This is a genomic window from Cupriavidus sp. 05N38, from assembly GCF_056397345.1.
This window is the reverse complement of the sequence record NZ_JBFTNF010000018.1, coordinates 23,180-45,492: the sequence shown is the minus strand read 5'-3', so window position 1 is coordinate 45,492 and position 22,313 is coordinate 23,180. Positions and strand designations below refer to the sequence as shown.

At 68.0% G+C, this 22,313-nt stretch carries 22 protein-coding genes; 10 read left to right on the top strand and 12 right to left on the bottom strand.

The genetic code is table 11. The features are described 5' to 3' along the window. Positions 1-236: 236 nt before the first annotated feature. The 3 genes from AC1DK4_RS15380 to AC1DK4_RS15370 all read right to left on the bottom strand — a co-directional run bounded on the left by AC1DK4_RS15380 (position 237) and on the right by AC1DK4_RS15370 (position 3,851). A complete protein-coding gene (locus AC1DK4_RS15380) occupies positions 237-1,484 on the bottom strand; it encodes an acyl-CoA dehydrogenase family protein (protein WP_441619842.1) in 1,248 nt (415 codons plus the stop codon). A 458-nt stretch (positions 1,485-1,942) separates the two neighbouring features. Continuing rightward, positions 1,943-3,073 carry a porin gene (locus AC1DK4_RS15375; RefSeq protein ID WP_441619736.1) on the bottom strand — a complete coding sequence of 377 codons (1,131 nt, stop codon included), beginning with the start codon at positions 3,071-3,073 and terminating at the stop codon, positions 1,943-1,945. 79 nt (positions 3,074-3,152) lie between these two features. After that, the gene (locus AC1DK4_RS15370; RefSeq protein WP_441619734.1) at positions 3,153-3,851 is read right to left on the bottom strand and encodes a hypothetical protein; all 699 of its coding nucleotides are present in this window, start codon (positions 3,849-3,851) and stop codon (positions 3,153-3,155) included. Between the two features lie 247 nt (positions 3,852-4,098). Between AC1DK4_RS15370 and AC1DK4_RS15365 the strand changes: the two genes are divergently transcribed. Next, positions 4,099-6,912 carry a winged helix-turn-helix domain-containing protein gene (locus AC1DK4_RS15365; protein ID WP_477131621.1) on the top strand — a complete coding sequence of 938 codons (2,814 nt, stop codon included), beginning with the start codon at positions 4,099-4,101 and terminating at the stop codon, positions 6,910-6,912. A 40-nt stretch (positions 6,913-6,952) separates the two neighbouring features. Here AC1DK4_RS15365 and AC1DK4_RS15360 read toward each other — a convergent pair whose 3' ends face one another. The 9 genes from AC1DK4_RS15360 to AC1DK4_RS15320 form a co-directional block, all read right to left on the bottom strand. Beyond that, positions 6,953-7,777: an SDR family NAD(P)-dependent oxidoreductase gene (locus AC1DK4_RS15360; RefSeq protein ID WP_441619730.1), complete on the bottom strand. Its 825-nt coding sequence runs from the start codon at positions 7,775-7,777 to the stop codon at positions 6,953-6,955. Between the two features lie 27 nt (positions 7,778-7,804). Continuing rightward, positions 7,805-8,221 carry a MaoC family dehydratase gene (locus AC1DK4_RS15355; RefSeq protein WP_441619729.1) on the bottom strand — a complete coding sequence of 139 codons (417 nt, stop codon included), beginning with the start codon at positions 8,219-8,221 and terminating at the stop codon, positions 7,805-7,807. A gap of 15 nt (positions 8,222-8,236) precedes the next feature. Further along, on the bottom strand, positions 8,237-8,677 hold the full coding sequence (locus AC1DK4_RS15350) for a MaoC family dehydratase N-terminal domain-containing protein (protein ID WP_441619727.1): 441 nt from the start codon (positions 8,675-8,677) through the stop codon (positions 8,237-8,239). Positions 8,678-8,711: 34 nt separating this feature from the next. After that, positions 8,712-9,899, bottom strand: coding sequence for a lipid-transfer protein (locus tag AC1DK4_RS15345; RefSeq protein WP_441619725.1), 1,188 nt, complete (start codon positions 9,897-9,899; stop codon positions 8,712-8,714). 39 nt (positions 9,900-9,938) lie between these two features. After that, positions 9,939-11,078, bottom strand: coding sequence for an acyl-CoA dehydrogenase family protein (locus AC1DK4_RS15340; protein ID WP_441619723.1), 1,140 nt, complete (start codon positions 11,076-11,078; stop codon positions 9,939-9,941). A 10-nt stretch (positions 11,079-11,088) separates the two neighbouring features. After that, positions 11,089-11,421, bottom strand: coding sequence for an enoyl-CoA hydratase/isomerase family protein (locus AC1DK4_RS15335; RefSeq protein ID WP_441619721.1), 333 nt, complete (start codon positions 11,419-11,421; stop codon positions 11,089-11,091). Continuing rightward, positions 11,415-11,942 carry an enoyl-CoA hydratase/isomerase family protein gene (locus AC1DK4_RS15330; protein ID WP_441619719.1) on the bottom strand — a complete coding sequence of 176 codons (528 nt, stop codon included), beginning with the start codon at positions 11,940-11,942 and terminating at the stop codon, positions 11,415-11,417. The genes AC1DK4_RS15335 and AC1DK4_RS15330 overlap by 7 nt, the downstream gene beginning before the upstream one ends. 122 nt (positions 11,943-12,064) lie before the next feature. After that, the gene (locus tag AC1DK4_RS15325) at positions 12,065-12,247 is read right to left on the bottom strand and encodes a hypothetical protein (protein ID WP_441619717.1); all 183 of its coding nucleotides are present in this window, start codon (positions 12,245-12,247) and stop codon (positions 12,065-12,067) included. After that, a complete protein-coding gene (locus AC1DK4_RS15320) occupies positions 12,232-13,041 on the bottom strand; it encodes a Bug family tripartite tricarboxylate transporter substrate binding protein (protein ID WP_441619715.1) in 810 nt (269 codons plus the stop codon). The genes AC1DK4_RS15325 and AC1DK4_RS15320 overlap by 16 nt, the downstream gene beginning before the upstream one ends. A gap of 268 nt (positions 13,042-13,309) precedes the next feature. Here AC1DK4_RS15320 and AC1DK4_RS15315 point away from each other — a divergent pair, with 268 nt between their 5' ends. From AC1DK4_RS15315 to AC1DK4_RS15275, 9 genes are read left to right on the top strand one after another with little or no spacing between them, the layout of a single operon-like run. Beyond that, positions 13,310-14,488 (top strand): CaiB/BaiF CoA transferase family protein, encoded by a 1,179-nt coding sequence (locus AC1DK4_RS15315; RefSeq protein WP_441619713.1) that lies wholly within the window; start codon positions 13,310-13,312, stop codon positions 14,486-14,488. A gap of 35 nt (positions 14,489-14,523) precedes the next feature. Then, entirely contained in the window at positions 14,524-15,732 is a 1,209-nt protein-coding gene (locus AC1DK4_RS15310) for an acetyl-CoA C-acetyltransferase (RefSeq protein ID WP_441619711.1), read from the top strand. Between the two features lie 41 nt (positions 15,733-15,773). Further along, positions 15,774-16,181 (top strand): Zn-ribbon domain-containing OB-fold protein, encoded by a 408-nt coding sequence (locus AC1DK4_RS15305; RefSeq protein ID WP_441619709.1) that lies wholly within the window; start codon positions 15,774-15,776, stop codon positions 16,179-16,181. Continuing rightward, the gene (locus tag AC1DK4_RS15300) at positions 16,178-17,326 is read left to right on the top strand and encodes a thiolase family protein (RefSeq protein ID WP_477131620.1); all 1,149 of its coding nucleotides are present in this window, start codon (positions 16,178-16,180) and stop codon (positions 17,324-17,326) included. Before AC1DK4_RS15305 ends, AC1DK4_RS15300 begins: the two co-directional genes overlap by 4 nt. A 14-nt stretch (positions 17,327-17,340) precedes the next feature. Further along, positions 17,341-18,087 carry an SDR family oxidoreductase gene (locus AC1DK4_RS15295; RefSeq protein ID WP_441643432.1) on the top strand — a complete coding sequence of 249 codons (747 nt, stop codon included), beginning with the start codon at positions 17,341-17,343 and terminating at the stop codon, positions 18,085-18,087. Positions 18,088-18,098: 11 nt separating this feature from the next. Beyond that, positions 18,099-18,902 (top strand): enoyl-CoA hydratase/isomerase family protein, encoded by an 804-nt coding sequence (locus AC1DK4_RS15290; protein WP_441619703.1) that lies wholly within the window; start codon positions 18,099-18,101, stop codon positions 18,900-18,902. Positions 18,903-18,922: 20 nt separating this feature from the next. Further along, entirely contained in the window at positions 18,923-20,077 is a 1,155-nt protein-coding gene (locus AC1DK4_RS15285) for an acyl-CoA dehydrogenase family protein (RefSeq protein WP_441619701.1), read from the top strand. Between the two features lie 54 nt (positions 20,078-20,131). Then, entirely contained in the window at positions 20,132-21,046 is a 915-nt protein-coding gene (locus tag AC1DK4_RS15280) for an SDR family oxidoreductase (protein ID WP_441619699.1), read from the top strand. Positions 21,047-21,056: 10 nt separating this feature from the next. Then, positions 21,057-22,289 carry an acyl-CoA dehydrogenase family protein gene (locus AC1DK4_RS15275; protein ID WP_441619697.1) on the top strand — a complete coding sequence of 411 codons (1,233 nt, stop codon included), beginning with the start codon at positions 21,057-21,059 and terminating at the stop codon, positions 22,287-22,289. Positions 22,290-22,313: the final 24 nt, after the last annotated feature.

Below are 22,313 nucleotides of genomic sequence, written 5' to 3'. Positions count from 1 at the left end.
TCTCGAGGGAGTGTGCAAACCGGGCTTTCTGGAAATCGGTTGATACCAGCAATTAGCATAGTCGGAAAAAACCGTGCGACCGCCACAGCGGGCGAAGAATGGTGGCGCAACCGCATGGAGAATCCGACGCTAACCTGGTTGGCGTCCCTCGGTTATCGGAACAATATGTCGTTATCCGCACTCCTTCGGCTTGTTCCGGGCTACCCTGCGGCAATGCCGGGCCGTCATCTTGCCTGTTACCGGCTTCCCGATGCGGACAGCGAATCGTAGTCCGGTGAGCGCATCAAGTCGTGCAACTGGCGGCGCCGCACGCCCATATTGCCGCCATCGAACAACGGGAAGGCCAGCGCATCCTGCAACATGCCAGCCAGGGGAAGGGCATGGTCATAGCTGTCGATGCCCACGACCCGCATCAGGTCGGTGATCACGCGGACTGCCATTTCCGAGCAGAAGACCTTGGCGTGCAACGCGAGTTCAAGCGCGCCGGGAGCGCCTGCGTCTATCGCGCTGCAGGCGCGCAAGCTCAGCGCACGGCACGCCTCGATGGCCATCTTTGCATCTGCCAGCGCATAGCCGACCGCCTGGTGCTCGATGATGTTGGCAACTCCCGCTCGCTTCTCTGTCCTCGCAAAGTGCAAGGCAAAGTCAAACGCTCCCCGCATTACCCCGACTGACATGATCCCGACCAACGCTGCCGTGCCGGAGAAGCTTGCCTCGACCAGGTCCTTGCCACCACCGACGGTGCCGATCACGCTGTCCTTCGGCACGCGGACATTGTCCAGGCGGAACTGCGGCGTATAGTGCGCCCGGTGTCCCATGGACTCGGTGCAGCCGTCGGGCACGATGCCCTCTCCCGGTTTCGCCACCGCCAGGATGCTGATTGCATGGTCAGGATCGGCTTGTGGATCCGTCCGGCATACCACGCACAGCAGGTCCGCGCCCTTGTTATCCCAGCCCGTCGCCGACGATACCCACTTCTTGGTGCCGTTGATGACCCACTCGTCGCCTTCCATGCGCGCCGTCGTGCGCACGCCCGCGCCGGGGGCGGGAGAGGAGAAATTGGCGCTGCCGCCGGGTTCGGAGTTCGCAAGTGCGGCCAGCGGGGCGCCTTTCCGTGCGAGGAATGGCGCGAAATAGCGCTCGTGTTGTTCAGGCGTGCCGGCTAGCACCAGCGGGAACAGGCCGAGCAGTGTGGCAAACATGGTGAGCGGCACGTTGACATCCACCGCGTAGAACTCCTCGGCAACGATTGCCATGTCCAGCATGCCGGCCCCTTCGCCACCGAATGGCTTGGGAATGATGCGCCGCAGGAAGCCCGCCTCGATCAACTGCGCATACATAGGCCTGGTTGCGGAGAATCGCGCCTCGGGTGTGTGCAGGTGGTGCGTGGCCGGCGCCACCTCGGACAGGACCTGCTGCGCAAAGCGCCTGGCGGATCGCCTGAGGTCGCATTGCTCGGCGGTGGGCGTGAAATCAATCGGCATGGCGGCTCCTTGTGACGGCAGGACGTGGCAGGACGTGGCAGGACGTCTATCGATTCGTAGTATCAGGCCGCCACGAAGGCAACGCTGGCGCCCGCGCATGCGTCTGACAGAAGTTGTCAGGGGCCCTCGCGTCGAGATCCTCCGCGGGACTGGCCGCGCGGCAGGTCAACGGTCTGCCTTGGTCCTGACAGAATCATTCTGCGGCGAAATCGGAGCGAACCATACTGCGCGGTTTCGCAGCCGGGTCTTCCCCGATCGCCAAAGTGTTGTCGGCGAGTTATTGCGCTGGTGTTGGCCAGCATGGAACCGCGGTACAGCGCTATCCGGCCCGTCCTTTGTGCTGGCCACGCGAGAGGATGGCGAGCGCGGTCGTGTCAAAAAAATCCCCGGTCGATGCCGGGGCGCAATGCACTGTCGCGAGTGGGCGGCGACAGGGCTGGAGATACCGATGATTCAGGTCAGAAGACGTGGCGGACGCCGACGGCGACGCCGAACATGCCTTTCTGCCCGGGCGTCTGGAAGTAGCCAGTGGCGAAGCTATCCTGGGTGCCGTCGAAGTTCAGGCCGGCATTGTGCGAGTAGGCCGTAGTCAGGTAGACGTCGGTACGCTTTGACAGGGCGTAGTCGGCGATGAAGTTGACCTGCCATGGATTGGCCGGATTCGTGGGGAGTGCCGTCGCCGTCGGCGTCACCGTCTTGACGTCGGCGTAAGCGTAGCCAAGCGTGAAGCCGAGGGCTGTCGTAGCCTGGTAGTTCGCGCCGATCCAGTAGTAGTCGTCACGCAGGAAGGTGGCGCCATTGCCGAAGTCCATCTTCGCCCATCGGTATCCGGCCATCACCTTCAGCGCGCCGGTAGCGTAGCTGGCGGCCGCGCCCGCCTTGCGGCTGCGTCCCGCTTGCCCGGACACGAGCGCAGGGTTCCACTGGTCATAGAAGGCCGTGAGGCCCAGCGTGCCGTCGAGATACGTCACCGACGCGCCGTAGCCGGCGTTGTCGCTGGCGTGGCCCGGCGTTTCGGTGGGCAGCGCGATGGGCGTGAGGCCGATCGCCGGTGCGCCGACGCCGAACGAATAGTGTGCCGCCATGCTGACCGGGCCCCACGCGTTGGTGTACTTCACCACATTGTCTTCGCGGTAGTTCAGGCCGGCCATGAAGACGTCGGGTTCGTAGAGGGTCGCGAAGCGGGTCGGGCTGAAGTTGACTGCGCCCTCGAACATGCTCGTGTACTGGCGGCCGAAGGTTACCTTGCCATACTGGCTGCCGATGCCCACATAGGCCTGGCGGTTGAACGCGCGGCTCTGTGCGGCAATGCCGGTGTCGATGCCGAAGCCGCTTTCCAGCACGAACAGCGCCTGCATGCCGCCGCCAAGATCCTCGGTGCCGCGCATGCCCCAGCGAGAGCCCGAGAGGCCGCCGTTGGTTGGCATCGAAAGGCGGCTGCCGCCCTGTTGCTGCGGCCCGGCAGCCACCCGGTTGACATATTCGATCGGGGCGTCAATGACGCCGTACAGCGTGACACTCGTTTGCGCTGCAGCGTGGCCGCTAAGCAGCGCCGCGGCAGCCGCCAGGGAAATGGCCGTTCTTTTCATTGCAGATGGTCTCCGTCCAATTTGTTTATTGCGCTTCCGGCTCTCCTCCGACCCGCCGGAAGTCATGTGACCGCACTCTTCATCGCTGGCACGGCGCCGGCGCTAAATCAGGCGGCTCTTCGCATTGGAGCGCGACAGCGGGGGGGCGCATGCCACCGAAATCGGGGGGGAGGGTTTTTACGGCCGCTGGCGATCCGGTTTCATGCGCAACAAGACGTTCGAGCTGACGCAGGGTCAGGCCGAACTGTTCGAAGACCGCGTCCTCGAGTTGGCAGCGATCGGAGAAGCCATAGCGGGTGACCATGGCATGGGAGGGCCGCCCCAGGCCAGGGAGGTCGAGCAGCAGGCGGAGGAGGCGGTGCGCGCGGACGGCTTCGCGGAAGCTGGAGCCTTCGGCGAACAGACGTCGTGACAGGGATGCCTTTGAAATGCCGGCAATGCCGGCAAACCAGTCCAGGTTCCAGTCTTCGAGTGGTTCGGTGAGGACCAGGCTGGCTAGCCAGCGCGTCAGCGGTCGGGATGCGGACGACCCTGGCCCGGGGTGGGCAAGAGCGTCCATCGCGACATCGATGCAGGCGGCGCCCTCATGGCCCAGTTCGATCGCGATCGGCGTGAAGGGCCGCAGCGTCAGGCGCTGGGTCGGCCGCAGCAGCCGGCTCCGGGCGCCGTGGCTGCAGCGGATCGTGCCCGCATCGGCGGAGATGATCGCCGTGGATGGGAACGCGAGGTTACGGATGGTGGTGCGCACGGACGTGTGCGCGCGGAGGAGCAACTGCATTGGAATCTGCTGGCATGTGCGCCGCACGGCGCGTGTCGGGGCAGCGCCTCGCGAAGCCGGGCGCCGTCGTCATCGGTCCATGACCTTGCCGGTGACCTTACCGGCTGCGTGGGCCTGCGTTCCAACCGCCTTCGGGGGGGCGCGCGACGGGCAGTGCCGCCCGTGTTGGATGAACCCGATCCACGCTGTAGAATCCAGCGTACACAAGCATCCTTCCCCGACCTCCCATCCGGGGCATCAATCGAGCATGCCAGAGACTCCCGCGAAGCCCGGGCCGCCATCGCCAAGGGCGACGCTCAGGCCAGTTATCGCCAGCAAGCTGGTGCCTCCGCACATTGGCCGCAAGACCGTGCCGCACGAGCCCTTGCTGGCGCGCCTGATGGCGGAGCGCCGCCGTCGCTGCTTCCTGCTGCAGAGCCCGGCCGGCTACGGCAAGACGACGACGCTGGTGGCATGGGGGCAGGCCTTGACTCCGCTGGGCTATCACGTCACGTGGCTGTCGCTGGATGCCGACGACAATGAGCCGTCCACGTGGGTGGACTACCTGCTGTCCAGTGTTGCGATTGTCGACCCGGCGATCACGCGCGACGCCATGCTGCTCGAAGGCGTCGGTACGGACCAGGAAGCCATCGAGCGCACGGTGATCGCACTGGTGCGAGGCATCGCCCGCTACCGCCGCGAACTGGTGATCGTGCTTGACGACCTGCACCACATCACCGACAGCCGGATCTGGGAAGCCCTGCAATGGTTGCTGGACTATGCGCCTTCGAACCTGCACCTCGCTTTTGCATCGCGCTCGGCGCTGCCCGTGTCGCTCGAACGTTTGCGCGCGGCCGGCCAGACGCTGGAGTTCGGCCTTGCGGACCTGCGTTTCTCGCCGGAGGAAGCCGAGCGCTTCCTCCGGGTGCAACTCGGCGATATTGAGCCGGCCGCCGCCCGGCGGTTGCACGCGCAGACCGATGGCTGGGTCGCCGGCCTGCAGCTATTGAGTGTCGCGCTGAAGAAGAAGCGCTCCGCCTTGTCCGCCGATGATCTTGATGTGACGATCCGGGAGTACGTGCGCGACTCGCAGACGTTCGCCGCCTACTTCGAGCGCGAGGTGTTGTCGCGGATGACGCCGGGCGAACTGGAACTGCTGACGCCAGCCGCCGCCTGCGACCGCTTCTGCGCCTCGCTATGCGCAACGCTGACCGGACGTGATGCCGAAGGGAAGGGCGGGGAAGAAGGGGCCCTGCTGGAGCGGCTGGAGAACGACAACCTGTTCATCGTCTCGACCGAGYAGGACGGTGCCGAGACCTGGTACCGGCTCCATCCCTTGCTGCGCGAGACGCTGCTGGTCCGCTTCCAGAGCTGGAGCACGGGGACGCGCCACGCCATCCATGCGCGGGCGTGGCAATGGTTCCTGGGCCGCGGACACCTCGACGAGGCCGTGCAGCATGCGCTCAAGGCTGGCGAGCCCGCGCGCGCGGCCGAACTGGCCGAGCGCTGTGCGCATTCGCTGTTTGCGCGCGGGGAACTGGCAAAGCTTGTCGCCCTGGTGCGGCTCCTTCCGCCCGAGCAGGTGCAGGCAAGCGTGCCACTGCGCATGTGGATGGCGCGCCAGCACCTTTACCACCGCGATTTCGCGGCCTGCGCGGCTGGCATCGAGGCGCTCCAGCGCGATCTTCCCGCCCAGGCCATGGCGGATCGCTTCACGCTCGTGGCCCTGCGGGCCGTGCTCGCCGTCCAGCGCGACGATGTGGAAGGCGCGATGGCGCTGCTTCCGCAATTGCTGGCGCCGCCGCCCGCGACCGACGGCATCACCCTCGCGGCCTGCAATAACCTGCTGTCGTGGATCTACATGCAGCGTGGGGAGTATGAGCGCGCGCGCGCCATCCAGCTCGACGCGAAGCGCCCCACCATCGACGGCGCAGCGCTGATGGGAACCTCGGCGGGTACCCTGCAAGGCCAGTGCATGGTCGGCCTGAGCCATGCGCTCGAGGGTCAACTGCTGCAGGCCGAGCGCATCTACCGTTCTGTACTGCGTGAAGCCGAGGCGCGCGGGCGGTCCTGCAACGACCCGGCGTGCATGGCGGCGTCGCTGCTGGGCGAGGTGCTGTACGAACAGAACCAGAACGAAGCGGCGCGGGAACTGCTGGAGAGTCGCGTCGACCTGCTGGAGCGTGTATCAATTCCGGATTCGGTGCTGCGGGTGATGATCGTCCTCTCGGGCGCCCACTGGCATGCCGGCAACCGGCTGGAAGCCTTCGCCTACCTGGATCGCCTGGAGGAATACGCGAGCGGCCTCGGACTGGACCGCTTGCTGGCCTACGCCCTCGGGGTGCAGGTCCAGCGGCGCCTGCTGCTGGGAGAGCTTGACGCGGCGAAGGCCTGCCTGGCGCGCCTGCAGGAAGTCGAGGCACGCCGCCCCCGAAGCGGGGCCGAGCGCTTCAGTGGCCCCGACTTCGCGCTGCGCGGGGCCACGGTCCGCTGGCTGCTGGCGACCGGAGACATGGAGCAGGCGGCGCTGATACTCAATCCGCTGATCGCACACTGCGAGGCCCACGGCCGCATGCACAACGTCGCCGCCCTGCAGCTGCAGCGTGCCGTCGTCGATGCGAAGCTGGGGCGTTCCGCCGCTGCCCGCGCCAACGTCGTATCGGCCCTGCATCTCGGTCATCGCCTCGGGCTGCTGCGCAGGCTGCTGGATGCCGAGCCATCGGCGATGGATCTGGTTGGCGAAATCGCGCGGCAGGAAACGCTCGACCCGGTGCTGACCTTCTACGTCGAGCGGCTACAGGCGGCGTTGCCGCCAAAGCCCGCCACGGACAACGCAAGAGCCCGCAAGCGAGCGGCATCCGTCGGCGTTGCCGCGCTCAGCGAGCGCGAGACCGATGTGGTGCGCATGCTGCCGGAGTTGATCACGACCAAGAAGATCGCGCGGGCGCTCGGCCTTTCGCCGGAGACGGTCAAGTGGCACCTGACCAATATCTACGCCAAGCTCGGCGTGAGCGGTCGCGACGAAGCGCTGGAGCGCCTGCGCGACGTGGACTGGGGAACGGACGACGACACCGGCGGCTGACAGGCAAGGGGCCCGCCGCCGGTGCATGGGCGGCGCTCCCTTACTGCGGACCGCCTGCCACGGCCACCACCTGGCCCGTGATGTAGTTCGACTCAGGCAGGCAGAACAGGTACACCGAGCCCGCCGCTTCCTCCGGCGTGCCGCCCCGGCCCAGCGGACAGCGCTGCGCATGGGACTTGATCAGTTCCGGATTGATGCCCACGCGGATGTCGCGGCCTTCGATCTTGACGGTGGCGCCGGCCTTCGCGTCGGCTTCGGTCATCCGGGTGTGGATCAGGCCGAAGGCGACGGCATTGACGTTCACCTTCAGCCGGCCCCATTCGCGGCTCAGCGCACGCGTCATGCCGATCACGCCGGCCTTGGCCGACGAATAGTTGAGCTGGCCGGCGTTGCCGTTGAGCGCAGACGTCGACGACACATTCACCACCTTGCGGAACACCTCGCGCCCGGCGGCGACATCGGCCTGGTGCTGCGCCTTCAGGTGCGGATAGGCGGCCCGCAGGATGCGGAAGGGCGCCGTCATGTGGCAGTCGAGGATGGCGTACCACTGCTCGTCCGTCATGCGCTGGACCACGTCATCCCAGGTGTAGCCGGCGTTGTTGACGATAATGTCGATGCCGCCGAACGTCCTGATCGCGGTGCCGATATAGCGCTCGGCGAAATCCGGCGCCGCCACGCTGCCTACGCAGGCCACGGCTTCGGCGCCGTTCTTGCGCAGCATCTCGACCGTCTCGTGCGCCGGATCGGCATCGAGGTCGTTGACGACGAGGCGTGCGCCTTCGCTCGCCAGTTTCAGTGCGATGGCCTGTCCGATGCCACGGCCGGAGCCGGTGACGAGGGCGACCTTTCCATCAAGCTTTCCCACGATATTTCCTTGTTCAGTATTTGGGTTTCACAGCGCGACGACCGCATCGCCGAGGACCTTCGCCTCGCCATACTGGTTCGTGGTCTGGATCTCGAGGCGCGCGCGGCGCTCGCCTTCGGCTTCGAAGGTCTCCACCACGCGGCCGGTGCAGGTGATCTGGTGGCCGAGGTGCGTGATACCGGTGAAGCGCACGCTGAAGTCGCGGATCTGGCGCTGGTCGACCCACTGCGTCAGCAGCCGGCCGAGCCAGGCCATCGACAGCATGCCGTGCGCGAACACATCGGTCATGCCGGCCTTGCGGGCGTAATCGAGGTCGATGTGGATGGCGTTGTGATCGCCCGATGCGCCGGCGAACAACGCCAGCATGGTGCGGTTGACCGGGGCCAGCGCCAGCGGGGGGAGGGTGTCGCCGGCCTTGACGGCGGCGAGGTCGGTCTTGCTCATGAGCTGGTCTCCTTGTCAGCCGTTGCGGTGCACTAGTACGCTGCGGAGGTCGGCGATGTGGTCGCCGTTCTGGTTGGTGACGCGCGTCTCGCGCACGAGGAAGGACAGCGCGCCGCCTTTCTTGTCATAGATGTCGCCGATGCGGCTCTCGAAGCGCAGCGTGTCGCCCGCATAGGCCGTGCGGTGGTAGTGGAACGATTGCTCGCCGTGCAGGACGCGCGACGGCTCGATGCCCACTTCCTGGCGCCAGGCGGTGGTCGGCTGGGTGAATTCCAGCGAGAACAGAAAGGTCGGCGGCAGCGGCAGGGTCGGGTGCCCGGCGTCGCGTGCGGCGGATTCGTCCGTGTAGATCGGGTTCGTCTCGCCGATGGCCTTGGCGAAGAAGCGCAGTTGCCCCGCCTCGGCGGTGGCGTGGAAGCTCGGCAAGACCTTGCCGATATGCGATTTGTCCAGCATCTCGATGTCTCCTTGATGTCCGTGAGCGCAGGGGTCAGGCCACCTTCTTGAACGCGGTGACCACGCAGGCGCCGCCCAGGCCGAGGTTGTGCTGCAGCGCGACCTTGGCGTCTGGCACCTGGCGGTCGCCGGCCGTGCCGCGCAGCTGGTGGACCAGCTCGTAGCACTGCGCCAGCCCGGTCGCGCCGAGTGGGTGCCCCTTCGACAGCAGGCCGCCCGACGGATTGACCACCCAGCGACCGCCATAGGTGTTGTCGCCGTCCTCGACCAGCTTCTCGCCTTCGCCGTCCTTGCACAGGCCAAGCCCTTCGTAGGTGATCAGTTCGTTCTGTGCGAAGCAGTCATGCAGCTCGATCACGTCGATGTCTTCCGGGCCGATGCCGGCCTGCTCGTACACCGATTGCGAGGCGGACTTCGTCATGCCAACGCCGACCAGGTCGATCATGGTGGGCGATTCGAACGCATCCGGCCGGTCGGTGGTCAGGGCCTGGCCGGCGATGACCACATCCGTGCGCAGGCCGCGCTTGCGGGCAAATTCCTGCGACACCACGATGGCGGCCGCCGCGCCACAGGTGGGCGGGCAGGCCATCAGGCGCGTCAGCACGCCTTCCCACACGGCCGGTGCGGCCAGCACTTCCTCGGGCGAGACCACCTTGCGGAAGATCGCCAGGGGATTGTTGGCGGCGTGACGGCTGGCCTTGGCGCGGATTTTGGCGAAGGTTTCGAGCTTGGTGCCGTACTTCTCCATATGGGCGAGACCAGCCCCCGCGAACATGCGGATGGCGCCTGGCAGATCGCAGTCCGGCTGGATCCGCTCGACGATTTCCAGGGTGCGGCTCATGGCGCGCGGACGGTCACCCCAGTGGCTGGCCAGCGCGCCCGGCTGCATTTCCTCGAAGCCGACCGCGATGGCGCAGTCCACGGTGCCGCTCTGCACGGCCTGGCGGGCGAGGAACAGCGCCGACGAGCCGGTGGCACAGTTGTTGTTGACGTTGACCACCGGCACGCCGCTCAGGCCCACGCGATACAGCGCGGCCTGGCCGCAGGTCGAATCGCCGTACACATAGCCGGCGTAGGCCTGCTGCACGTCGGCGTAGGACAGGCCGGCGTCTTCCAGCGCCTGGACGATGGCCTGCGCACCCATCTCGTCATAGTGGGCGCTCATGCCGGGCTTGGCGAACGGGATCATGCCGACGCCGGCGACAAACACATTGCGTGTCATGGGACTTCTCCTTGCTTCTGGAATGCGGGATTGTTGGAATCAGAGCTTGCGCGAGATCAGCTCGCGCATGACTTCGCTGGTGCCGCCGTAGATGCGGTTCACGCGCGAGTCGACGAAGGCGCGGCCGACCGGGTACTCCATCATGTAGCCGTAGCCGCCATGCAGTTGCAGCATCTCGTCCAGGCACTTGCCGAGCGTCTCGGTGGCATACAGCTTGGCCACGGCGGACTCTTCCAGCGTCAGGCTGCGGCGCATGTGCTCGCCGAGGTAGTGGTCCACCATCAGGCGTACGGCGATGGCCTGCGCCTGGATGTCAGCGAGCTTGAAGCGCGTGTTCTGGAAGTCCCACACGGTCTGGCCGAAGGCGCGGCGGTCCTTCACGTAGGCAAGCGTGTGCTCCAGCACGGCTTCGAGCCGCGCCGCTGCGCCGACGGCGATGGAGAAGCGCTCCTGAGGCAGCTCTCTCATCAGATACGCGAAGCCCTTGCCTTCCTCGCCGAGCCGGTTGGAGACCGGGACGCGGACGTTGTCGAAGAAGAGTTCGGCGGTATCCTGCGCATGCTGGCCCACCTTCTCCAGCTTGCGGCCACGGCGAAAGCCGGCACGGTTGGTCTCGACCACGATCAGGCTGATGCCCTTGGCCCCGGCGGTGGGGTCGGTCTTGCAGACCACGACGACGAGGTTGGCGGTCAGGCCGTTGCTGATGAAGGTCTTGCTGCCGTTGATCACGTACTCGTCGCCGTCACGCACGGCGGTGGTGCGCACGGCCTTGAGGTCGCTGCCGGTGCCCGGTTCGGTCATGGCGATGGCCAGGATGGTCTCGCCGGAGCAGGCGCCCGGGAGCCACTTCTGCTTCTGTTCTTCGTTGCCGATGCGGGCGATGTACGGGGCGATGATGTCCGAGTGCATGCCGATGCTGAGGCCGGAGAGGCCGCAGCGTTGATATTCCTCGACCATCACGGCCGAGTGACCGTAATCGCCGCCACCGCCGCCATACTCGGTAGGCAGGGTCACGCAGAGCAGGCCCTCGCGGCCGGCCTTCAGCCAGGTCTCGCGGTCGACCTTGCCGGCCTTGTCCCACTCGGCCTGCTTCGGCGCGCACTCGCGCTCAAAGAAGCGGCGGGCCGTGGTGCGGAACATCTCATGGTCTTCGCGATAGATGGTACGGATCGGTTGCAAAGCAGTCTCCTTACTTGGGTTCGGTATGGATGGGGGCCGGCTGGCGGTCCCAGTCAAAGCGGGGTGGCTCGCCGGCCAGGAAGGCGTCGACGGCGGCGGCGTGATAGGGGGCGGCGGCGGCGATCGCCTGTGCGCTGCACTCCAGGTCCGCCAGCGGGGCGTATTGCGACTCGAAGCTCTGGTTAAGCAGCCGCTTGCTCAGGCCCATGGCCTCGCGCGGGCCGGCGAGGAAACGGCGGGCGAACTCCCACGCCTGCTGCGAGAGGTCATCCGGCGAATGGATGGCATGCACGATGCCAAGCTGCTTCGCCTCCATGGCATTCACGCGGCGCGCGGTCAGCACAGTTCCTTCGCCACCGACATGCCGACCGCGCGCGGCAGCAGGTAGAACGCGCCGAGGTCCGGCACCAGTCCCACCTTGGCGAACGACATGCAGAAGAACGCGCGCGACGACGCCAGCATGAAGTCCGCCGCGAGCGCCAGCGAGAAGCCGGCACCGGCAGCAGCGCCGTCCACGGCCGCGATGACGGGAATCTCCAGGTTGCGCAGGCGCTGCATCCACTGGTGGGCGGACTGCACGCGGCGGCGCATCGCGTCGGGTGAGCGAGCCTCCGCGTCGGTGCTGGCGCGGACTTCCTGAAGCGACTTGAGGTCGCCGCCGGCGCAGAAGCTGCCGCCGGAGCCGGTCAGGATCAGGGCACGCACGCTGCGGTCGCCCTCGATGCGCGCAATCATGTCGGCGTAGTCCGCGCGCAGGTCGAGGGACAGCGCGTTACGGGCGGCGGGGCGCTGGTGCGAGAACTCGGCAACGCCGTCCTCGATGAGGAGCTGCGCGTCGCGCAGGCGGATCAAATCTGCAGCCATGGTGTCTTGTCCTGGTTTGGCGAGTCGTCGGGAGTCGCGCTGCGCGGGCTCCCGGGATGCATTCGATATTGGGGAATGGCAAGGGGTGCCAGCCCACCGGCGTTGGGGGGGGGCAGGCCGGATCAGTCGACGCCCGCACCCACCGTCTTCACCACGGTTTCCCAGCGGGCAAGATCGGCGCCGATGCGTTCACCCAGCCGGTCGGGCGGCAGGTATGCCGGCATGAACCCTTGCGTGCGGAAGTGCTCGCGGCTGTCCGGGGCGGTGACGATGGCCTTCAGCGAGCCGGTCAGGCGTGCGGCCACGTCGGCGCGGAGTGCGGCGGGCGCGCGGCCCAGCCCATCACCACGTAGCCGGGGACGCTTTCCGCCACGGTCGGCACGCCGGGGAAGTCGGGCGAACGCTGCGCGCCGGTGGTCGCCAGGGCGCGCACCTTGCCGGAACGGAGCTGCGGCAGCGACGTGACGGGCACGTCGAACATGAAATCCACGTTGCCCGCCATCACGTCGGTCAGGGCCGCGGCGCTGCCCTTGTATGGGATGTGGTTGAGCTTCACGCCCGACTGGCTGGCGAGCAGCGCGCCCGACAAATGGTTCGACGAGCCATTGCCGGCCGACCCGTAGGTCACCTGGCCGGGCCGCGTGCGCGCCGCCGCGAGCAGGTCCTTCAGGCTCCGGTAAGGCTGGTTTGCCCCGGTAACGAGCACGTTCTCGTACTCGCCGACCTGCGCTACCGGCGTGAAGTCGCGGCGTGCGTTGTAGCCCACATTCGGATAGATGGCCGGATTCACGGTCAGCGCGCCAACCGTGGCGAAGCCCAGTGTGTAGCCGTCGGCGCTGGCGTGCGCCACCTTCTGCATGCCGATCGAGCCACCCATGCCCGGCACGTTTTCCACCACCAACGGCTGGTGCAGGTCCTGGCTCAGCTTCTGGCCGACATAGCGCGCCAGCACGTCCGCCGGGCCGCCGGCGGGAAAGGGCACCACGAGGCGCAGCGGCCTGGACGGCCAGGTTTGCGCCTGCGCGGCCACGGGCGGCGCGCCGAGCGCAAGCGCCGCCGCAATCAGCGTGACTGCCCTGGAAAAGTCGGTCCCTCTCATGTGATGTCTCCTGTCTGTCGCCCTGGCGGAGCCGGCTGGCGCGCCTGATTCGCGGCGTATGCGGTGAAGCGGGATGGTCGGGCGCGGCGGGGCCGTGCAGCCCACCGGCGATGGGGGGTGTGCCCGGCACCGGCGCGGCGCGCGGGCGGAAATCCCCCCCCAACGTCGGTGGGCGGAGCCCCCACGCCGGCTGGTCTACTTGCCTCCAAGGCTGCAGTCCGCTGCGGCATTCGCTGAGTGATCCAAGAGAAGGAAGAGGGGGGAAGTGATGGGCGTTCTTTCAGGTATTCGCGTACTGGAATTCGAGGGCATCGGCCCCGGGCCGTTCGCGGCGATGCTGCTGGCGGACATGGGCGCGGACGTGATCCGCGTGGACCGGCCGGTGGCTGCGGCGGACCTGGGTCCGAAGATCGAGGGCCAGCGCATCAACGTGGTGGCGCGCGGCCGCAGCTCGGTGACGCTCGACCTGAAGCGCCCGGAGGCGGTGGAGGCTGCGCTCGCCCTGATGGAGAAGGCCGACGTGGTGATCGAGGGTTTTCGCCCCGGCACGATGGAGCGGCTTGGCCTCGGCCCGGCGCAGGCGCTGTCGCGCAATCCGCGGCTGGTGTACGGCCGCATCACCGGCTGGGGCCAGACCGGCCCGCTCGCCGCCAGCGCCGGCCACGATCTCAACTACATCGCGCTGTCGGGCGTGCTGTCGGGCATCGGTCGCGGCGACGATGCGCCGGTGCCCCCGCTCAATCTGGTGGGTGACTACGGCGGTGGCGGCATGCTGCTGGCCATGGGCGTGCTGGGCGCGCTGATTCATGCGCAACGCACCGGCACGGGCCAGGTGGTGGACGCCGCCATGACGGAAGGCGCCGCGCAGCTTGGCGCCGTGGTGTGGGGCCTGCTCGCCTCGGGCCACTGGCGCGAGCAGCGCGGCAGCAACCTGCTCGACGGCGGCACCCCCTGGTACGACAGCTACGCCACGCGCGATGGCCACTACATGGCCGTGGGCGCGGTGGAGGAACGCTTCTACCAGGAACTGGTGGAAAAGCTCGGCCTTGCCGGCGCGAACCTGCCCGACCGGAACAACCGTGGCAACTGGCCGGTGCTGCGCCAGCACTTCAGGATGGCATTCCTGTCCCGCACACGCGACGAATGGTGCGCCGTGTTCGACGGCAGCGACGCCTGCGTGGCCCCGGTGCTGAAGTTCTCCGAGGCGCCGCGGCACCCGCAGAACGTCGCCCGCGGCAGCTTCGTCGAGGTCGACGGCGTCACGCAGCCCGCCCCCGCGCCGCGCTTCTCGCACACGCCGTCGGCAATCCGCCGCAGCGCCCCGGCCCGTGGCGAGCACGGCCTGCAGGCGCTGCAGGCATGGGGCTTCGCCACTGACGCCATCGATCGCATGTCCGGCCTTGGGCTGGGCTTCGCCCCGGCCGACGCCGAACGACAGGCGGCCTGAGCGCATTCCTTCCAACGCAATCTGAATTTCCTGCCATGAGCCACGCTTACATCGTCTCTCCCTTGCGCACGCCGGTCGGCAAGTTCGGCGGCGCGCTCGCGCCGCTCTCCGCGGCGGATCTCGCGGCCCACGTGCTGCGTGCCGTCCTGCAACGCTCCGGCGCGCCGGAGGATTCCATCGACGAAGTCATCGTCGCGCAGTCGTACCAGTCCAGCGAGGCGCCGTGCATCGGCCGCTACGCTGCCTCGCTCGCCGGGCTGCCGGAAAGCGTCTCGGGCTACGCGGTGGACCGCCGCTGCGGCTCGGGGCTGCAGGCCGTGATCAACGCGGCGATGCAGGTGCAGAGCGGCGTGTCCGGTGCGGTGCTCGTCGCTGGCGTCGAGAGCATGAGCAATATCGAGTACTACAGCACCAGCATGCGCTGGGGCGCGCGAATGGGCGACGCGGCCATCCACGACCGCCTTGACCGTGGCCGCGTCAACTCGCAGCCGGTAAGCCGCTATGGCGTGATGGCCGGCGGCGCCGCCGAGACGGCCGAGAACCTGGCCCGCGACTACGGCATCGCCCGCGCGGAGAGCGATCGCTATGCCGCGCGCAGCCACCAGCTTGCCACCGAGGCGTGGAACGCTGGCCGCTTCGAGGAGGAGGTGGTGCCCGTGCCGGTGCCGCAGCGCAAGGGCGCCCCGATCCTGTTCCGCCGCGACGAAGGCATTCGCGAGGATGCCAGCCTGGAATTGATGGCCAAGCTGCCCGCGCTGCTGCGCGACGGCACGGTGACGGCCGGCAACGCCTGCCAGCAGAGCGACGCCGCGTCCGCCTGCCTGGTGGTGTCCGAGGACTACCTGAAGGCCCACCGGCTCGAGCCGATGGGGCGGCTGGTCGGCTGGGCCGGGGCGGGCTGCGACCCGCTGCGCATGGGCATCGGACCCGTGCCGGCCGTGGCGCGCCTGCTGCCGCGCATCGGCATGACGCTGTCGGACCTCGATCTGATCGAGGTCAACGAAGCCTTCGCGGTGCAGGTCCTCAGCGTGCTGCGCGCCTGGGGCATCAAGGACGTTGAGGCGGATGGGCGCATCAACGTCAACGGCTCCGGCATCTCGCTGGGCCATCCCATTGGCGCCACCGGCGTGCGCATCCTCGCCACGATGCTGCACGAGATGCGCCGGCGCGGCGCGCGCTACGGCCTGGAAACCATGTGCATCGGCGGCGGGCAGGGCCTGGCGGCGGTGTTCGAGCGCGTCTGAGCGGCGCGCTGCAAGTGATTCACGCATTCAAGGAGGAAAACATGACCCACGCTGAAGGCAACGCGCCGCGCGGCGCGTCCGAGCAGCCCTGGCAGGAGCAGGACGGGCGGCTGGTGCTGCTGGCCTATCGTCGCAATGGCGGCGACACGCTGCACTTCCCACCGCTGCCGTTGACGTCGCCGCAGGCCAGTGACACCGAGCTGGTCGCGCTGCACGGCACGCCGACGCTGTACAGCTACACCGTGATGCACCCGTCGCCCAAGACCGGCCTGCCGCCGATGCCACTGGGCCTGGCCGACTATCCGGAAGGTGTGCGCATCTTCGGTCGGCTGGTGTACCCGAACGGCCGCCGGCCTGCGATCGGGGACACCTTGCGGACATGCCTGGTGCATACCGCCGAGGGTCCCGTCTATGCATTCGAACCGGTGAGCACGGAGGGGAGCCGATGAACAAACCGATCTACGTTGCGGGCGTCGCCATGACCCCGTTCGGCCGTCACGACGGCTCGATGCAAGACCTGGCGCAAAGCGCCGTGCTCGGCGCCGTGGCCGACGCCGACGTCGACATGGCGGAAGTGCAGGCCTTCTACGCCGCCAACGTCTTCGGCGGCATGGTGCTGGGGCAGGTGCTGCTGCGCGACCTCGGCGTGACCGGGCCGGCCATCTACAACGTCGAGAACGCCTGTGCCAGCGGCGCCACCGGCGTCCACCTGGCCTGCCACGCGCTGGAAGCCGGCCGCTATGACACCGTGGTGGTGTTCGGCGTGGAGCAACTGACCGCGCTCGGCGGCGGCGCGCTGCCGCTGCAACGCAACGACTACATGACGTCGCTGTACGCCCGTGCCGGCATGACGCTGCCGTCGGTCTACGCCATGCGTGCGGCGCGCTACCTGCACGAGTTCGGCGTGAAGCCGGACGTGCTGGCCGAGGTCGCGGTGAAGAACCGCCGCCACGGCGGCCTCAATCCGTATGCGCAGACCCGCACCGGTGTCAGCGTGGACGAGGTGATGGATTCGCGCATGGTCTTCGATCCGCTCACGCTGCTGCAATGCTGCCCGTCGGCGGTGGATGGTGCGGCGGCGCTGGTGCTGACCACCCGCAAGCCGGCCACGCGCAGCAAGYCGGTGCGCGTGCTCGCCTCGGCGGTGCAGTCCGGCCGGCAGGAAATCGGCACCGAGGACATCCTCGCCGCCGAAATCACCGCGCGCACGGCGCGGCTGGCGTACCAGGAGGCCGGCGTCAAGCCTGCCGACATCGACATGGTGGAGCTGCACGACGCCTTCACCATTGCCGAACTCATCTACTACAGCGCGCTTGGCCTGTGCGAGCGCGGCGAGGCGCACGAACTGCTGAAGTCGGGCGCCACCACGCTCGGCGGCCGGGTACCGGTCAACCCGAGCGGCGGCCTGCTCGCCAAGGGGCACCCGCTGGGCGCCACGGGCGTGGCGCAGATGGTCGAGGCCGTCTGGCAACTGGAAGGGCGTGCCGGGGAAAGGCAGATACCGGGCGCGTCGCTGGCGCTGACGCAGTGCACGGGCGGCGGCATCGCCGGCGTGGACCACGCCGCGTCGGCGGTGCACATCCTCGGCCACTGATTGAAGGAGATTTCATGGACAAGCAGATTGCCGTCGTTACCGGCGGCGCACAGGGCATCGGCCTCGGCATCACGCGGGCCCTGCTCGAAGCGGGCCACGCCGTCGCCGTGTTCGACCTGAACGGCAAAGCCCTCGAAGGCCTGGGGGCCGAGCTCGGCCACCATGCCGAGCGCCTGATGGTGCTGCGCGTGGATGTGACCTCGGACGCCGAGGTGCAGGCGGCCGTCGCCCAGATCAAGGCGCGCTGGAAGACGCCCGACATCCTCGTGAACAACGCCGGCATCACGCGCGACAAGCGTTTTGTCAAGATGACGGAGGAGGACTGGGACTTCGTCATCGACGTTAACCTGAAGTCGCAGTTCCTGTGCGCGCGCGCCGTGGTGCCCGGCATGATCGAGCAGGGCTATGGCCGCATCGTCAATATCTCGTCGCGGGCATGGCTGGGCGGCTTCGGCCAGGCCAACTATTCGGCCGCCAAGGGCGGCGTGGTGAGCCTGACCCGCTCGCTCGCCATTGAGCTGGCGCGCCACGGCATCACCGCCAACGCCGTTGCGCCGGGCATCATCGAGACGCCGCTGTTCGCCACGCTGACCGACGAGCAGGCCGAGCGCCTGAAGTCGAGCGTACCGGTGGGCCGCATTGGCAAGCCGGAGGACATCGCCCAGGCGGTGCTGATGTTCGCCGGCCGCGCGGCGTCATACATCACCGGGCAGACGCTGTACGTCTGCGGCGGCCGCTCGCTGTCGAGCCCGAGCGTCTGAGGGAGAGGCAGATGACTATTCACTACCAGCAGACGGGTCACGTGGCGGTGCTGACACTGGACGCGCCCGAGTCGCTCAACGCCCTGACCGTCGAAGAACTAGTAGCGCTGCGCGAGCGGCTGGCGCAATGCCAGGACGACGACAACGTGCGCGCCATCGTCATCACCGGCGCGGGGGACCGGGCCTTCTGCACAGGGGCCAACCTGAAGGCGACGCTGCCGCCGTCCACCGGATTTGCCGCCGGCGCCTTCAAGAGCCGCGCCGGCGAGGCGCAGCAGGGCGGCTACACCCGCCTGCTCGATCTCACCGACCTGCAGATCTGGAAGCCGATGATTGCCGCCATCAACGGCTACTGCCTCGGCGGCGGGCTGGAACTGGCGCTGCAGTGCGACCTGCGCATCGCCGCCGCGTCGGCCAGCTTCGGCCTGCCCGAAGTCAAGGTGGCCAGCGTGCCCGCGGTGGGTGGCATGCAGTACCTGTTGCGCGCGGTGCCCGCCGCCCATGCGATGAAGATGGCGATGACCGGCGAGCGCATCGGCGCCGACGAGGCGCTGCGCATCGGCCTGGTCAGCGACGTGGTGGCGGCCTCCGGCCTGATGGAACTTGCGATGGCGCTGGCCACGCGCATTGCGGCCAACGGTCCGCTCGCCGTCCAGGCCGTCAAGCAGCTCGCGGTGCAGACCTCGCACCTGGCGCCGCGCGAGTTCGTCGCGCAGGCCAACCTGCAATGGGGGCTGCTGCGCGACAGCGCCGACCGCATCGAGGGCCGCACGGCCTTTGCCGAGAAGCGGCCGCCGGCATACCGCGGCGCCTGAGCAATACGGAGACAGCATTCATGAATTTCAACTTGACCGAAGAGCAGGAAATGATGGTGGCCGCCGCCCGGCGCATGGTGCAGACCCGCATCGACCCGGTACTGCGCAGTCATCCGGCCAACCAGCCGCTGCCCAAGGCGGCCATGCTGGAGATCTTCGCCGCCTTCGCGGAGCTGGGCATCACGGCCCCGCGCGTGCCGGCCGAAGCCGGCGGCGGCGGGCTGAAGATGCTCGACTACGGCATGATCTTCGAGCAGCTGCCGCCGGTGGTGGCGCTGTCGCTGGCCTCGCATGAGGGCACCATCCTGCGCATCCATCTCGGCTGCCCGGACCCTATCCGCGAGCGCTACCTGCCCGACCTGATCGCGGGCCGCAAGATCGCCTGCACGGCCAATACCGAGGCCAATGCCGGGTCGGACTCCGGCGCCATCCGCACCAAGCTGGAAGTCGACGGCGACGACGCTTACCTGACCGGCCGCAAGATGTGGATCACCAATGCCTCGATCTGCGACGTGGTGAACGTGTCCTGCACCACCGGCACGGACGAGAAGGGCCGCCCCGTCACGCGCCGCGCACTGGTCGACCGCAGCGAGGTCGATTTCGAGGTCCGCGAGACGGCCATCACCGGCCTGCGCCAGGGTCACCTGAGCGAGCTGGTGTTCGAGCGCACCCGCGTGCCACTGAGCCACGTGATGGGCGAGCCGGGGGACGCGGCAAAGACGCTGACGATGGCCTGGAATGGCAACCGTCCGCTCATCGGCCTGATGTGCGTGCATCTGGCGCAGAAGGCGCTCGACCTGGCGCTGGACTACACGAAGTCGCGCCAGCAGTTCGGCAAGCCGCTGGCGGCCCACCAGCTGGTGCAGCAGGACCTGGCCGATATCGAGACGGCCATCGTGTCGTCGCGCCTGCTCTGCTACTACGCACTCGACTGCATCGACCGCGGCCTGCGCGCGAACGGCACCTCGGCCATGGCCAAGCGCTATGCCACGCAGGCATGCGAGCGGGCCATCCACCTGGCGATCCAGCTGCACGGCGCGATGGGCATCAGCGAGGAACTGGGGCTGGAGCAGATGTGGCGCGATGCGCGCGTCTTCCAGGTGCCCGATGGCATGAACGGCATTCTCGCGCTGATCCAGGGCCGCGAGCTGACCGGGACGGCGGCGTTCCGCTGATCCAGCGATTTCTACCCAATACCTGCAGCACACAGAGAGACAGAGGGAAACACCATGAACGACAAGATGATGGAAGGCAAGGTCGTGATCGTCACCGGCGCGGGCCGTGGCATCGGGCGCGAGATCGCGCTGGCAATGGGCCGCAACGGCGCGAAGGTCGTGGTCAACGACGTGGGCGTGACGGTGACCGGCGACGCGAGCCAGGAAGACCCGGCGGAGGAAGTGGCGGGCCAGATCCGCGCCGACGGTGGCGAGGCCATCATCAGCCGCGAGAGCGTGGCCGAGGCCGACAGCGCGGCGCGCATCGTCGAGGCTGCCGTCGACCACTTCGGCCGCATCGATACCGTCGTCAACAACGCCGGCATCCTGCGCGACCGCATCTTCCACCAGATGACGCCGGACGAGTTCGACGCCGTGCTGCGTGTGCACCTGTACGGCTGCTTCAATATGAGCCGCGCCGCCGCCACGCATTACCGCAACCAGAAGAGCGGCAATTTCGTCCACATGACGTCTACCTCGGGCCTGATCGGCAACATCGGCCAGGCCAACTACGCCGCCGCCAAGATGGGCGTGGCGGGACTGTCCAAGGCCATCGCGCTGGACATGGCGCGCTACAACGTGCGCTCGAACTGCATCTCGCCGTTCGCCTGGAGCCGCATGGCCGGCGCCATTCCCGAGACGCCGGACCAGGTCGAGCGCATCGCCAAGGCCAAGACCATGTCGCCGGCGGACATTGCGCCGCTGGCCGTGTTCCTGGCAAGCGATGCGGCGTCGGCTGTCAACGGCCAGATCTTCACCGTGCGCCGCAACGAGATCTTCCTGATGAGCCAGCCGCGCCCCGTGCGCGCCATGCAGCGCAGCGAAGGCTGGACGCCGCAGACGCTGGCGTCGCACCTGCTGCCGGCGATGGCGCCGTCGTTCTTCCCGGTGGAAGTCTCGGGCGCCGTGTTCGCCTGGGATCCGGTCTGAGGAGCCGACAATGGAATTCACGGTTCCCGGCGAATGGGTGGACTTCGGCGATGCGCTGCTGAAGTTCATCGACCGCGAGGTGGTTCCTCTCGAACAGGAACATCGCGCGCTGCTGTCCAGCGAGCGCACCTTGTACACGGAAGACGGGCGCTTCAGCCCGGAAGTGCTGGCGCTGCGCCGCCGCGTGCGGCTGCGCTCGGCCGAAACAGGCTTCTATACCGCGCTCGCGCCTGAGTCGCTCGGTGGCGGCGGGCTGGGCGCGCAGGCGGCGGCCTATGTGCAGGAGCGCCTCAATGCACACTGCGGCCCGGATCGTCCGCTAGTGCAGACGGTGGTGCTGCCGTCGCCTTTCACCAACGGGTTGTCACCGGTGCTGCGCCACCTGGACCCGGCCGTGCTGGCGTCGGTGCGCGACGAGCTGGCAAGCGGCGAGAAGACCATGTGCTTCGGGCTGAGCGAGCCGGATGCCGGCTCCGACGTGTTCGGCATGCGCACCCGCGCCGAGCGGGATGGCGACCATTGGGTGCTCAACGGCACCAAGCAGTGGATCACCAACGCCCCCTACGCCGACTACGCGATGGTCTTCGCGGTGACCGACGAGGCGAAGGCGCGTGCCCATAAGGGCGGCATCACCGGCTTCTTCCTGCCGACCGGCACGCCGGGCTTCTCGGTGCCCAGCGTGATCCCGACCATGGGCCACCTGGGCGGCGATATCGCCATTGTCTCGCTGGAGAACGTGCGCGTGCCGGATTCGCACCGGCTCGGCCCCATCGACCAGGGCCTGTCGGTGGCCCTCGATGGCGTGAACGCCGGCCGCCTGAGCATGGCAGCCTCCGGCCTGGGCCTCGCCCAGTGGGCGCTGGCGCAGGCGCTGGAGTACGCTAAGGTGCGCAAGACCTTCGGCACACCGATCAGCGGGCATCAGGCCGTGCAGTTCATGCTCGCCGAATGCGCGATGGACATCTATGCCACAAAGTCGATGATCCGCCACTGCGCCTGGCTGGTGGACCAGGGCCAGCCGGCCACCAAGGAGGTGTCGATGGTCAAGGCCTCGTCCACGGAGATGGTGGGGCGCGTATTCGACCGCGCCATCCAGATCCACGGCGCCATGGGCCTGACCAACGAACTGCGGCTGGAGGCGGGCTACCGCCACGCGCGCACGCTGCGCATTCCGGACGGCACATCGGAAATCCAGCGCCGTACCATCGCCCGCCAACTGCTCGGCGGCGATACGGCAATCTGAACGCATAGGCGGTACGCAAAATCC

Bases quoted from the DNA above. Each gene is read 5' to 3' on its own strand.
- AC1DK4_RS15290 (WP_441619703.1), top strand. From the start codon at position 18,099: ATGACTATTCACTACCAGCAGACGGGTCACGTGGCGGTGCTGACACTG.
- AC1DK4_RS15380 (WP_441619842.1), bottom strand. From the start codon at position 1,484: ATGCCGATTGATTTCACGCCCACCGCCGAGCAATGCGACCTCAGGCGA.
- AC1DK4_RS15345 (WP_441619725.1), bottom strand. From the start codon at position 9,899: ATGACACGCAATGTGTTTGTCGCCGGCGTCGGCATGATCCCGTTCGCC.
- AC1DK4_RS15280 (WP_441619699.1), top strand. From the start codon at position 20,132: ATGAACGACAAGATGATGGAAGGCAAGGTCGTGATCGTCACCGGCGCG.
- AC1DK4_RS15320 (WP_441619715.1), bottom strand. From the start codon at position 13,041: ATGAGAGGGACCGACTTTTCCAGGGCAGTCACGCTGATTGCGGCGGCG.
- AC1DK4_RS15285 (WP_441619701.1), top strand. From the start codon at position 18,923: ATGAATTTCAACTTGACCGAAGAGCAGGAAATGATGGTGGCCGCCGCC.
- AC1DK4_RS15310 (WP_441619711.1), top strand. From the start codon at position 14,524: ATGAGCCACGCTTACATCGTCTCTCCCTTGCGCACGCCGGTCGGCAAG.
- AC1DK4_RS15330 (WP_441619719.1), bottom strand. From the start codon at position 11,942: ATGGCTGCAGATTTGATCCGCCTGCGCGACGCGCAGCTCCTCATCGAG.
- AC1DK4_RS15275 (WP_441619697.1), top strand. From the start codon at position 21,057: ATGGAATTCACGGTTCCCGGCGAATGGGTGGACTTCGGCGATGCGCTG.
- AC1DK4_RS15375 (WP_441619736.1), bottom strand. From the start codon at position 3,073: ATGAAAAGAACGGCCATTTCCCTGGCGGCTGCCGCGGCGCTGCTTAGC.
- AC1DK4_RS15350 (WP_441619727.1), bottom strand. From the start codon at position 8,677: ATGCTGGACAAATCGCATATCGGCAAGGTCTTGCCGAGCTTCCACGCC.
- AC1DK4_RS15370 (WP_441619734.1), bottom strand. From the start codon at position 3,851: ATGCAGTTGCTCCTCCGCGCGCACACGTCCGTGCGCACCACCATCCGT.
- AC1DK4_RS15315 (WP_441619713.1), top strand. From the start codon at position 13,310: ATGGGCGTTCTTTCAGGTATTCGCGTACTGGAATTCGAGGGCATCGGC.
- AC1DK4_RS15295 (WP_441643432.1), top strand. From the start codon at position 17,341: ATGGACAAGCAGATTGCCGTCGTTACCGGCGGCGCACAGGGCATCGGC.
- AC1DK4_RS15355 (WP_441619729.1), bottom strand. From the start codon at position 8,221: ATGAGCAAGACCGACCTCGCCGCCGTCAAGGCCGGCGACACCCTCCCC.
- AC1DK4_RS15305 (WP_441619709.1), top strand. From the start codon at position 15,774: ATGACCCACGCTGAAGGCAACGCGCCGCGCGGCGCGTCCGAGCAGCCC.